General features: G+C 72.4%; 7 protein-coding genes. 5 read left to right on the top strand and 2 right to left on the bottom strand.

Annotated features, from left to right (window positions below; genetic code table 11):
- Window positions 1-690 precede the first annotated feature (690 nt).
- From HUV60_RS10730 to moeZ, 3 genes are all read left to right on the top strand, one after another.
- Entirely contained in the window at window positions 691-1,710 is a 1,020-nt protein-coding gene (locus HUV60_RS10730) for an NAD-dependent epimerase/dehydratase (protein ID WP_257847648.1), read from the top strand.
- Complete coding sequence (locus HUV60_RS10725) at window positions 1,698-2,519, top strand: spherulation-specific family 4 protein (protein WP_257847649.1); 822 nt, start codon at window positions 1,698-1,700, stop codon at window positions 2,517-2,519. Before HUV60_RS10730 ends, HUV60_RS10725 begins: the two co-directional genes overlap by 13 nt.
- A gap of 64 nt (window positions 2,520-2,583) precedes the next feature.
- Window positions 2,584-3,762 carry an adenylyltransferase/sulfurtransferase MoeZ gene (moeZ, locus tag HUV60_RS10720; RefSeq protein ID WP_257847650.1) on the top strand — a complete coding sequence of 393 codons (1,179 nt, stop codon included), beginning with the start codon at window positions 2,584-2,586 and terminating at the stop codon, window positions 3,760-3,762.
- A 119-nt stretch (window positions 3,763-3,881) separates the two neighbouring features.
- Here moeZ and HUV60_RS10715 read toward each other — a convergent pair whose 3' ends face one another.
- Window positions 3,882-5,384 (bottom strand): alpha/beta hydrolase, encoded by a 1,503-nt coding sequence (locus HUV60_RS10715; RefSeq protein ID WP_257847651.1) that lies wholly within the window; start codon window positions 5,382-5,384, stop codon window positions 3,882-3,884.
- A gap of 158 nt (window positions 5,385-5,542) precedes the next feature.
- Window positions 5,543-8,371, bottom strand: coding sequence for a lysylphosphatidylglycerol synthase transmembrane domain-containing protein (locus HUV60_RS10710; protein ID WP_257847652.1), 2,829 nt, complete (start codon window positions 8,369-8,371; stop codon window positions 5,543-5,545).
- 199 nt (window positions 8,372-8,570) lie between these two features.
- Here HUV60_RS10710 and HUV60_RS10705 point away from each other — a divergent pair, with 199 nt between their 5' ends.
- Together HUV60_RS10705 and HUV60_RS10700 are read left to right on the top strand one after the other, a co-directional pair.
- Window positions 8,571-8,993: an MGMT family protein gene (locus tag HUV60_RS10705; RefSeq protein WP_257847653.1), complete on the top strand. Its 423-nt coding sequence runs from the start codon at window positions 8,571-8,573 to the stop codon at window positions 8,991-8,993.
- A 219-nt stretch (window positions 8,994-9,212) separates the two neighbouring features.
- The gene (locus HUV60_RS10700) at window positions 9,213-12,572 is read left to right on the top strand and encodes an ATP-dependent helicase (protein ID WP_257847654.1); all 3,360 of its coding nucleotides are present in this window, start codon (window positions 9,213-9,215) and stop codon (window positions 12,570-12,572) included.
- Window positions 12,573-12,660 lie beyond the last annotated feature (88 nt).

Genomic DNA, 12,660 nt, shown 5'->3' with positions numbered 1-12,660 from the left:
TCCTGGGTGACGGCCTGCTCCACACCGCGATCACCGGCGGCCCCGACGGCCTGCCCACCGGCGCCACCGGCGTCACCTCCGACGGTGGCTGGGCGCTCGCCGTAGCCCCGGCCCTGGCCCTCACCCTGGCCTTCGCCCCCGGGGTCTGGAGCGCCCGGCTGTTCGCCGTACGGGCCCGACGCAAGGTCGCGGCCAGCCGTGGCCTCGAGGACTTCGCCGACTCCGTGCGCCCCCTGCTGCTCGGCGTCTTCGTCCTGTTCCTGTGCGCTCTTGCCGCTCTCTTCGCCTTCTGCGCCACGGCCCTGGACGAGCCCTTCACCTTCCACGAGGTGCTCGCCCTGGGGGCCCTCCTCTTCCTGGCCCGCCTCCTCACCCTCCACGGCTTCACCCATGCGCCGAAGGTGATCCTCGTCGCCGCGGTCCTCGCCCAGGCGGCGGTCCTGGCCGTGGTCCTCACGGCCCGCCTGCCCGGTTGCGGGGCGCTGGCCGCCCCCGTGGAAACCCTGGTCACCGCCTGGGACCCCAGCGGCGTCCCCACCCTCATCTGCGGCGTGGCCGCCCTGACCCTCCTGATCCACGCAGCACGCACCCTCACCCGAGCCTCGGCCCACGCCCAGCCGGAGGCCCCATCCCAAGGAGATCCCGCATGATCACCCGCCCAGCAGCCTCGGCCGCTACAGGAGCCGCCCGATGAGAGTCCTGCTGATCGGAGCCAACGGCTACCTCGGCCGCTTCGTCGCCGACCGCCTGCTCGCCGACCCGGCCGTCCAGCTCACCGCTCTCGGTCGCGGCGACGACGCGGACGTCCGCTTCGACCTCGCCACCGGCAGCCCCGGCGCGCTCACCCGCTTCCTCGACGCCGTACACCCCGGCGTCGTGGTCAACTGCGCCGGCACCACCCGCGGCGGAGCCCGCGACCTCACCCGGCACAACACCGTCGCCGTGGCCACCGTCTGCGAGGCCCTGCGCCGCAGCGGCTGCGGCGCCCGGCTCGTGCAGATCGGCTGCGGCGCCGAGTACGGCCCCAGCCAGCCCAACTCCTCCACGGCGGAGGACGCCGTCCCCCGCCCCGGCGGCCCGTACGGAGTGAGCAAGCTCGCCGCGACCGAACTCGTCCTCGGCTCCGGCCTGGACGCCGTGGTCCTGCGGGTCTTCTCGCCCGCGGGCCCCGGCACCCCCGCCGGTTCGCCGCTCGGCCGCCTCGCCGAGGCCATGCGCCGTGCCATGCAGTCCGGTGACGGGGAACTGAAGCTCGGCGGCCTCGGCGTCCAGCGCGACTTCGTCGATGTCCGGGACGTGGCCCGAGCCGTCCACGCGGCCTCGCTCTCCGCCGCGCAGGGCGTCATCAACATCGGTTCGGGCCGCGCCGTCCGCCTGCGGGACGTCGCCGGGGTGCTCGCCCGGGTGGCCGGGTACAGCGGCGCCCTGAACGAGCTCGACGGCCCGCTCGGCACCCACCTCTCCCACTCCGCGCACGGCGGGCACGGCGGGCACACGGGGCAACCCCCGCATCCGAGGTCGGCCATCGGGCACCCCCGCGGCGAGTCCGACCAGCACACGGCCGCGGTCGCGTTCCCCTACCCGGACGGCTGCGGCAACTGGCAGCAGGCGGACGTGCGCACCGCGCGCGACCGGCTCGGCTGGCGGCCCCGGATCAATCTCGAGGAGTCCCTCGCCGACATCTGGATGGAGGCGGCATGCCGCATCTGATCAACCGGAACCACCCGGGCGGTCCGGTGCGCCCCGGCCGTCCCGCCGCGGACGGCAGCAGGCCCGGGGCCTGCAGGGGCACAAGCACGGGCACCGGTGCCCGTACCGGCTTCGGGGTGCCCGGTCTGGCGCATCCTCTCCTCGCCCCGGCCGAGTGGAACGCGCTCACCCGCCCGGGAGGCGCGGGCCCGCTGGACTGGGTCGTCCTGAACGTGGCCGACGGACCCGGAGCACACCCCGACCCGAGCTGCCTGGAAGCGGCCGGTCGCCTGCGCAACGCGGGTGTCCGCATTCTGGGCCGTCTCGACTCGGCACATGGTCTTCGGGGCCTCGGCGAACTGATCCCGGAGGCCCACCGTTTCCTCGACTGGTATCAGGCCGACGGGTTCCTCCTGGACCGCTGCCCCGCGGGCCGCGCCGTGCTCCCCGAGGTCCGGCGCGTGGTCCGTACGCTCCGGGCGATCCGTGACGATGCCCACATCGTCCTCGGTCACGGGACCCACCCGCACCCGGGCCACGCGGACATCGCCGACCAACTGGTCACCTTTTCCGGCCCGTGGCGCGACTACCGCTGGTCACAGGTGGCCGAGTGGACCGCCGGTCATCCGCCCGAGCGTTTCTGCCACTTCGTCCACGGAGTGCCCCGGTCGCGTCTGGAGGAGGCGCTGCGCATCGCCCGCTGGCAGGGTGCCGCGACCGTATGGTTCACCGACCGCACCGACCACGACAGCAACGTCGGCCCCTGGGAGTCGCTGCCCGACTACTGGGACGATGTTGTCTCGCAGGTCGGGATGGGTGTCTCGGAATGAAAAAGGCCATGACACTGTTGAGGGGAAGAACAACCGTAGTGATTGACCGACCAACGGAGTCCCCGTGTCGTTGCCACCCCTGGTCGAGCCGGCCGCCGAGCTCACCGTAGACGAGGTCCGCAGGTACTCCCGCCACCTGATCATCCCCGACGTGGGGATGGCCGGGCAGAAGCGGCTGAAGAACGCCAAGGTGCTGTTCGTCGGCGCCGGTGGCCTGGGTTCGCCGGGGCTGATGTATCTGGCCGCGGCGGGCGTGGGCACGCTCGGCATCGTGGAGTTCGACGAGGTCGACGAGTCGAACCTGCAGCGACAGATCATCCACAGCCAGGCCGACATCGGCCGGCCCAAGGCCGAGTCCGCGCGCGACACGATCAAGGGCATCAACCCCTACGTGAACGTGGTCCTCCACGAGGAGCGCCTCGAGGCCGACAACGTGATGGGCCTCTTCGGCGACTACGACCTCATCGTCGACGGCACGGACAACTTCGCGACCCGCTACCTGGTCAACGACGCGTGCGTGCTGTTGAACAAGCCCTACGTCTGGGGCTCGATCTACCGCTTCGACGGCCAGGCCTCCGTGTTCTGGTCCGAGCACGGCCCCTGCTACCGCTGCCTCTACCCGGAGCCCCCGCCCCCCGGCATGGTTCCCTCCTGCGCAGAGGGCGGCGTCCTGGGTGTGCTGTGCGCGTCCATCGGCTCCATCCAGGCCAACGAGGCCATCAAGCTCCTCGCCGGTATCGGTGAGCCGCTGGTCGGCCGCCTGATGATCTACGACGCCCTGGAGATGCAGTACCGCCAGGTCAAGGTCCGCAAGGACCCCGACTGCGCGGTCTGCGGCGAGAACCCGACCGTCACCGAACTCATCGACTACGAGGCCTTCTGCGGCGTCGTCTCCGACGAGGCCCAGGCGGCAGCCGCCGGCTCCACGATCACTCCCAAGCAGCTCAAGGAATGGATCGACGACGGCGAGAACATCGAGATCATCGACGTCCGCGAGCCGAACGAGTTCGAGATCGTCTCCATCCCCGGCGCCCGGCTGATCCCGAAGAACGAGTTCCTCATGGGCGGCGCCCTGGAGAGCCTCCCGCAGGACAAGAAGATCGTCCTGAACTGCAAGACGGGCGTCCGCAGTGCGGAAGTCCTCGCGGTCCTGAAGTCCGCGGGCTTTGCCGACGCCGTCCATGTCGGCGGCGGCGTCGTCGGCTGGGTCAACCAGATCGAGCCGGCCAAGCCGATCTACTGACCGATCCCCGGGGTGCGCCTGACGCGGGGTCGCCCCCGCCGACCCCGTGCAGGACCCCGGTCCCGGGCGTTTTCGGCGGGGGCTTCGCGCACCACGGTTGCGCGAAGCCCCCGCCGTTCTCATGAGCAGACCCGGCCGTCCTTCGGCACCGTGCCGTCCAGCAGATACGCGTTCACAGTGGAGTCGACACAGTCGCTCCCACTGCCGTACGCGCCGTGGCCCTCGCCCTTCCAGGTGAGCACGGTTCCCACGCCCTCGCCCAGCTCGTCCGCCATCCGCCGCGCGCCCTCGTACGGGGTGGCTGGATCGCCGGTGTTGCCGATCACCAGCACCGGCGCGGCACCCGGCGCGCTCACCTCCGGGTTGTCGTGCTGACCGGAGACCGGCCAGTCGTGGCACCAGCCGGCCGTGTCCCAGCCGAGGAACGGGCCGAACACCGCCGATATCCGCTCGAACTCCGGCAGCAGTTCCTCCGTCTCGGCCGCCGTCATCCGCTGCTTGTCGTCCAGGCACGATATGGCCCGCTGTGAGTGGGTCGTCGTGCCGTACTTCCCCGAGGCATCCCGTTCGTTGTAGCCGTCGGCCAGCGCCAGCAGCTCCGAGCCGTCGCCCTCCTCGGCCGCCTCCAGGGCACTGGTCAGCACCGGCCAGCTGGTCCGGCTGTACAACGGGAGGACGATGCCGGTCAGCGCCAGCGACTGGGTCAGCTCACGCCCCTGCGAGGACGTCGGCAGCGGCGCGGCGTCGATCCGGTCCAGCAGCTCCGCTGTCTCACGCGACCCCTGCTCGGGGTCCCGGCCCGTGGACTTCAGATAGTTGTCCAGCGCGCGCTGGAATCCACGGGCCTGGTTCTGGGCGTGCCCCACCGTGTCGGCGGTCGGGTCGACCACCGCGTCGAGAGCCAGCCGTCCCACCTTCTTCGGGAACAGGTGGGCGTAGACGCCGCCGAGTTCGGTGCCGTAGGAGATCCCGAAGTAGTTGAGCCTGTCGTCACCCAGAGCCTGCCGGATGCGGTCCATGTCACGAGCGGTGTCGGTGGTCGACACATGGGCCAGCAGCTCGCCGGCCGACTCCTGGCAGCCCTTCCCGAAGTCGGCGGCGTCCGCGAGGTACGCCTGCCTTTCGGCCGGGGTGTCCGGGGTGAAGTCCACCGACTCGGCCGCCTGGATCTCCTCGTCGTCCCGGCAGCGGATGCCCTCACTGGCGGCCACCCCGCGCGGGTCCCAGCTCACCAGGTCGTACCGCCCGCGCAGCTGCGAGGCGGTAGCGGCGTAGGAAGGCATCCCGGACACGCCGGAGCCGCCGGGGCCGCCGAAGTTGAACAGCAGGGATCCGAGGCGGTCGTCCCCCGTGGCCTTCGCCCGGATCAGCGCCAGCCCGATCGTCCTGCCGTCCGGGTCCGACCAGTCGAGCGGCACCTCGAGAGTGCCGCACTGCCATTCCTCACCGGGTGCGGGCGTGTCCCCGGAGGCCTCGCAGCGCCCCCAGTCGATCGACGTCCCGCCGCTCCTGTCCTGGTCGCCGGAACCGTCCGGACCGTCGTCGGAGGAGCCGCCGCTGCATCCTGCCGTCAGCAGCGCGGCACAGGCCGCCAGAGCCGTCCACCGTACGCAACGCGTCATGTGCCACATTCCCCTCGCGGGCCGTCCGCACCGTGCGGCGGATGGCGGTCAGGCCATGGTAGGCAGATCCCGCATTCGTCACGAAAGCCTGTGGACAACCTACTGACCTGCTGTTTTGTGGAGTTGTTCGGTGTGTACCCGTCGCAGCCCGCTACCCGCTACAGGGCCTGCTTGCGGGTGAGGTGGTTGAAGGCCAGCCACCCCGGAAGAACCGGCAGCCACAGGGTCAGCAGCCGGAACAACAGGACCGCCGGCGCGGCGACCTCGCTGGGCAGGCCGACCGCGATCAGACCGACCGTCAGGGTCGCCTCGACCGCGCCCACACCACCCGGGGTGGGCGCCGCCGACCCCAGCGCGTTGCCCGCGAGGAAGACCACGGCCACGCCGGCGAGGCTGACCGACGTCGTCCCGTCGCCGAACGCCTGGACGGAGGCGTACAGGCACAGCACGAAACAGGCGGTCAGCAGCAGCATGCCACCGATGCCGGTGACCAGTTTCTGCGGGCGTTGCAGTACATCGAGCATCCGTGGCACGACACCCGCGAAGAGCGACCGCACGCGCGTGAAGAGGAACTTCCTCAGGAACGGCACCGAGGTCACCACCAGCACCAGCACCGCCACCGTCAGCAGACCCGCGATGACCGTACGGGACGGCGACAGCGAGGGCGTCTTCTCGGTACCGGTCAGATAGCCGAACGCCAGCAGCATCAGGATGTGGCAGCCCAGCCCGAACAGCTGGGACGCGCCGACACTCGCCACCGCGAGCCCCGGCCGCACCCCGGCACGTTGGAGGAAGCGGGTGTTCAGGGCGACACCGCCCACCGCCGCCGGAGCGACGATCTTCACGAAGGAACCGGCGACCTGCGCCGCCACCGTCCTGACGTACGGCACCCGCTCCGGCACGAACCCCAGCAGCGCCAGGGCGGCGGCGAAGTAGCTGGCCGCCGAGAACAGCGCGGCCGCCGCCACCCAGCCCCATTCCGCGTTGGAGATCAGCGGCCCGAACTCGATATGGGTGAGCTGCGTCAGCAGGAAGTACCCGCCGATGGCGCCCGCGATGAAACTGATCAGCGTGCGCGGACGCACCCGCTCGAGGCGGACCGGCTCGACCGGCGCCTGCGGCCTGATCCGCAGCACCTCGTACCGGATCTGCATGAGCAGGTCCTCCTCGCGCGCCTCCTCCAGCGCCTCGTCGATCGCCCGCTTCTCGGCCCGCTGTTCCGCGCGTACGGCCTTCTTGTCGGGCTTCCCGGCCTCGGGCCGACCGTCGGCCGAGGCCCCCCCGAAGTGGTCCGCGGCCTGCTCCGTGCGCAGCAGCTTGGCCTGCCGGGAAGCCTCCAGGACCGCCTCACGTTCGCGCTCCGCCCGTTCCCGGGCGAGCCTGCGCAGCGTCGCGCGTGTGGAGCGGCTCAGTGCGATCGGCTGGAGCATCGGCAGGCAGTCCGCCACGGCGTCGGGTCCGAGCACGCTCAGCGCGGAGGCCACCGCGCGTTCGGCGCCCACCCGGAGCCCCAGTGTCACCAGCAGCTGGGAGACGTCCATGCGCAGCAGCACCTCGCCGGCCGCGATCTCCCCGCTCCGCAGATCGGTGAGGATCACCGCGCCGGAACGATCCACCAGGATCGCGTCGCCGACCAGCCTGCGGTGCGCGATCCGGCGGGACTGCAGAGACTGCACCTGATGCCAGGTGCCGCGCAGGAGTTCGTCGGTGATCTCCTCGTCCGGCAGCGAGTCGAGGGTGCGCCCGCCGCTGTGCTCGTAGACGAGCATCACCGCGTCGGGGCCCAGCTCGGACATCGCGATCAGCTTCGGCGCGTTGGCACCGGCCGCGATGGCCGCGTACGCCAGCAGCGCCTCCTGCTCGAGTGCCTGGCGCAGGGACTGGAGACTGCTGCGGGTGGCGAAGCCGCGCAGGGTCAGATTGCGCCACGCGCGGTAGAAGAAGCCCTGTGCCTGCTGCTCGCGGTCGACCACCGTCACGTCCAGCGGCGGACCGTCCTCCAGGGTGACGAAGTACCGGCGGCCCCGGTCCCCGGTCTCGACGGCGTCCGGCGCCTCCTGGCGGGACGCGCTCACCGGATGGAAGCCGACCGTCCGCAGGCCCGCCATCAGGGTCTGTCCGGTGGGACGCACATTGGGCGAACCGACCGCATAGAGCGTGCCGTACGCGACGGTCCAGCCGAGCAGCACCGTCAGGATGACCGAGAACGGGGTCGTGTACCCGGTGACCAGCATGGAGAAGGCGTCGAGGAGCAGCACGGCCCACAGCACCGCGCGCCACCTGGGCCTGCGGGACATGCCGACGGCCGTCATGTAGGCGATGACGGGTGCCAGATAGCCGTGCACCGGATCGGTGAGGGCGTGGACGTTGCCGGGGGAGGGCTGGGTCAGCGCCTCCTGGATCGAGCCGGGGGCCGCCTGCGCGACCCACAGGTCGGTGGCGAGTGTCACTCCGTGCGCGAGGACGGCGGCGAGCACACCGTCCGCGATCCGCAGTCCGTCGCGTTTGATCAGCCGTTCGATGGCGAAGGCGACCGGCACGAGGAGGATCGCGATGCTGGAGGCCAGACCGGCGATCTTGATGAGCAGGTCGGGCGCCTGACCGGTGCCCTTGGTGATGTCCTGTTCCAGTCCCGAGGTGGTGCCGTGGGCGAACGTGGCGATCGCCAGCAGCACTCCGATGGCGAACACGCCCACCAGGAGCCGCATGAGATCGGACGGACGGTGCACGCGCGCGGGGAGCAGGGGTTCGTCGCCCTCCACCTCGTCGACGTGCGCCGGACCGGTGCCGTTTTCGCCGTCGGTGCCGTGTGCGTCCGGAGCGGCCTGCCTCCCGGTCCCGGCCGTCCTGGTGCCTGCGTCCTCGGTGCCGGCGTGCTGCGGATCGGTGCCCCGGGAACCGGGGCCGTCGGTGCGACCGGGGTCCGGGCGCGCCGAGGCGTCAGGGGTGCCCGCCGCGTCCCCTGGGTGCGCACCCTGTTCCGTCATGGCCTCGTCTTGATCTCGTATCACCGGTTCACCGCCCGCACGATGGTGGCATGCTGCACCGCCGCGCGCGGGCGGCAGGGTCGACGTGCGGGGTCGCACAGTCTGCCCGACACACGGTTCCCGGGCGAGGCGTATGTACGCCCCGGTGCGCGTGAGGTCGCCGGTCGCGTTGTCGGCGGGGTGGTGCAGGATGGGCAGGATGAGCCAGCAGAGCCTTCCGTCCGATACCGGCCCAAAGTGCGCGGGCGCCCTGCCCGAGTACGCCGAGCGGGTTCTCGACGCGGCCGAGCGGATCCCGCCGGGCCGTGTCCTGACATACGGGGACGTGGCCGAATGGCTGGAGGAGGGCGGTCCCCGACAGGTCGGGCGCGTGATGGCGCTCTACGGGGGAGCCGTCCCGTGGTGGAGGGTCGTCCGCGCGGACGGGGCGCTGCTGCCGGGCCACGAGCTGAGAGCCCTCGACCACTACCGGGCGGAGGGCACTCCCCTGAGGGAGGCGGGCCGGGCCGCCGAGCGGCACCTGCCGCGCCTCGACATGAAGCGCGCGCGGTGGGACGGCGGCGGGTCCGCAGAGGACGGCGGCCGGCTTCCGCCATCGGACGTACCGCCGGGCGACCTGTGATCCGTACGGGGGAAACAGGACACCTCTGTGCCATGACGTACGTTCGTGAGGCAAGTGACACGCCCGCCGTGTGTGCCGGGAGGGAAGAATCGGAAGCCCTGATTCCGCACTTTCCGTAGGCGTAGCGTCAACCACACGTGTCCCTCTCGACCCCGCGGCCACCGCCCGCCACACGTGGTGGAACGGCAACCAGCACACCCACCAGGACCGGCGAACCACGTGAGCTCCTCTTTCTCCACCAACGGCCTGTCGCACCCCCAGGTACGACGGGGGAAGCGTGGCGCTCATCGACTGGTCCGTACCCCGCCGGCCCGCACATCCCCCCCTCGGTTGGACGCCGCACAGCGCTCCGTGGTTGACCACGGGACCGGGCCGATGCTCGTCCTCGCAGGTCCGGGCACCGGAAAAACGACCACACTGGTCGAGTCGGTGGCCGCGCGCATCGCCCGGGGAGGTGACCCCGAGCGCATCCTCGTGCTGACGTTCAGCCGCGGGGCGGCGGTCGAGCTGCGCGACCGCATGGCCCTGCGCACAGGAGCCGCGCACGCTCCGCAGGCGACCACGTTCCACTCGCTGTGCTATGCCCTGATCCGTGCCCACCAGGACAGCGACCTCTTCGTCGAGCCCCTGCGACTGCTGTCGGGCCCCGAACAGGACGTCACCGTCCGTGAGCTGCTCGCCGGCCAGGTCGACCTGGAGCGCCTCGGCCTGACACACGTGCGCTGGCCGGACGAACTGCGCGCCTGCCTGACCACCCGCGGCTTCGCCGACGAGGTCCGCGCGGTGCTCGCCCGCAGCCGCGAACTGGGCCTCGGCCCCGACGCCCTGGACGCCTTCGCCCGCCGTATCGGTCGCCCCGACTGGCGTGCCGCGTCCGCCTTCCTCGCCGAGTATCTCGACGTCCTCGACCTGCAGGGCGTCCTCGACTACGCCGAACTGGTCCACCGTGCGGTGCTCCTCGCCCGCCGCCCCGAGACCGCCCGGCAGCTCGCCGCGCGGTACGACGCCGTGTACGTGGACGAGTACCAGGACACCGACCCGGCGCAGGTACGGCTGCTGCAGGCGCTGGCCGGCGGCGGCCGTACCCTGGTCGCCCTCGGCGACCCGGACCAGTCGATCTACGCCTTCCGGGGCGCGGACGTGAACGGCATCCTGGACTTCCCCGACGCGTTCCCCCGCGCGGACGGCCGCCCGGCCCCGGTCGAGGTGCTGCGTGTCGCGCGCCGCTCCGGCGCTGCCCTGCTGGCGGCCACCCGCCTGGTCACCCAGCGCATGCCGCTGCCCCGCCTGCCCGCCGAGAAGGTCCGCGCCCACCGGGAGCCCACCCCGGTAGGGGACGGCGGCCGGGCTGAGGTCCACACGTACCCGACCTCCGGCACGGAGCTGGACAACATCGCCGACATCCTGCGCAGGGCCCACCTGGAGGACGGCGTCGCCTGGCGGGACATGGCCGTCCTGGTGCGGGCAGGCTCCCGCACCCTCCCCGTCGTCCGCCGCGCCCTCACCTCGGCGGGCGTCCCGGTGGACGTCGACGGCAACGACCTTCCCCTGCGCCACGAACCGGCGGTGACCCCGTTGCTCACGGCCCTGCGAGCGGTGGCGACGGCGGAGGCGGCCGGCGGGCCGGAGGAGGAGCCCGATGCTTCAGGGCAGGAGAAGGGGCAGGCGCAGGGGCAACGCTGCTGGCTCGACACCGAGACCGCGCTCACCCTGCTCGCCTCTCCTCTCGCCGGCATGGACACCGCCGATCTGCGGCGCCTCGGCCGGGCCCTGCGCGAGGAGGAGCGGGCCGCGGGCAACGCGCTGCCGCCGCCCTCGGACGACCTCCTCGCGCGGGCGCTGGCCGAACCCGAACGGCTGGTCGTGCACGACCCCACGTACGCGCGCGGAGCCCAGCGGCTCGGCACGCTGCTGCGCACGGCACGCGAGCGTCTGGCGAACGGCGGTACCGCCGAGGAGGCGTTGTGGGACCTGTGGGACGGCACCCCGTGGCCGACGCGCCTGGAACGCTCCGCCCGCCGCGGCGGCGCGGCCGGACGCAACGCCGACCGGGACCTCGACGCGGTGTGCGCCCTGTTCGCGACCGCCGCCCGCGCGGAGGAACGCACCGGGGGCCGCGGCGCCCTGAACTTCCTGGAGGAGATCGACGCCGAGGACATCGCCGCCGACGCCCTCACCCGCCGCGCCGTACGCCCCGACGCCGTGCGCCTGATGACCGCGCACCGCGCGAAGGGCCTGGAGTGGCGGCTCGTCGTCGTGGCCGGTGTCCAGGAAGGCCTGTGGCCCGACCTGCGCCGCCGCGGCTCCCTGCTGGAGGCCGACCGCATCGGCCGCGACGGGCTCGCCGAACCGCTCACCCCCGGCGCGCTCCTCGCCGAGGAACGCCGCCTGTTCTACGTCGCCGCCACCCGCGCGCGTGAACGGCTCGTCGTGACGGCCGTGAAGGCCCCCGCCGACGACGGGGACCAGCCCTCCCGCTTCCTGACCGAACTCGGCGTCGAGCCCAAGGACGTCACCGGACGCCCACGCCGCCCGCTGTCCGTCGCCGCGCTCGTCGCGGAGCTGCGCGCCACCACCGTCGACCCGCGTGTCTCCGGCACCCTCAGGGAGGCCGCCGCCCGCCGGCTCGCCCGGCTCGCCGCCCTCGCCGACGAGGACGGCCGCCCCCTGGTGCCGTCCGCACACCCCTACCGCTGGTGGGGCATGTACGAGCCCACCCGGAGCAGGGTGCCGCTGCGCAGCCGCGACCAGCCCGTCGTGCTCTCCGGCAGCGCCCTCGACCAGCTCGCCAACACCTGCGCCCTGCAGTGGTTCCTCGGCCGGGAGGTGAAGGCCGACGCCCCCGCGACCGCCGCCCAGGGCTTCGGCAACGTGGTGCACGTCCTCGCCGACGAGGTGGCCTCCGGGCGCACCCCGGCCGACCTCGCCGTCCTCATGGAGCGGCTCGACTCCGTGTGGAACGCGCTTGCCTTCGACGCGCCGTGGAAGTCCCGGCAGGAGAAGCAGAACGCGCGCGTGGCACTCGAACGGTTTCTGAAGTGGCACGTCATGGACCGCGCCGGCCGCACCCCGGTGGCCAGCGAGCACGACTTCGACGTCCGCCTCGGAGCAGGCGACTACGAGGTCCGTATCCGCGGCCAGATGGACCGCGTCGAAGCGGACGGCGAAGGCCGTGCCTACGTCGTCGACTTCAAGACCGGCAAGCACGCCCCCAGCTCCGCCGAGGTGGCCCGTCACCCCCAGCTCGCCGTCTACCAGCTCGCCGTGCAGGAGGGAGCTGTCGACGAGGTCTTCGACGGCTCCCGCCCCGAGGCGGGCGGCGCCGAACTGGTCCAACTGCGCCAGCCCGCGGCCAAGCGGGACGGCGGAGAGACCCTGCCCAAGGTGCAGGCCCAGGAGTCGCTGGAGGGACAGGGAGAGCAGGGAGAGCAGGGGGAGTGGGTCGGTGACCTGCTCGCCACGGCCGCCGGGAAGGTCCTCGACGAACGCTTCACCCCGAGCGCGGGCCAACACTGCACCCACTGCGCCTTCCGCGCCTCGTGCAGCGCCCGCCCCGAGGGGCGGCACGTGATCGAGTGAGCGGTCCGGCAGGCTCCGCAGACCGGCGGGGCGCACCGGCGTGACGCATCGCACCACCCGCGCCGACCTGCGATTCTTTGGCTGTTGA

The organism is Streptomyces sp. KMM 9044, assembly GCF_024701375.2.
In the GTDB taxonomy this organism is placed as follows: Bacteria; Actinomycetota; Actinomycetes; order Streptomycetales; family Streptomycetaceae; genus Streptomyces.
The sequence above is the reverse complement of the archived record's forward strand: the minus strand, read 5'-3'. Positions and strand labels throughout refer to the sequence as shown.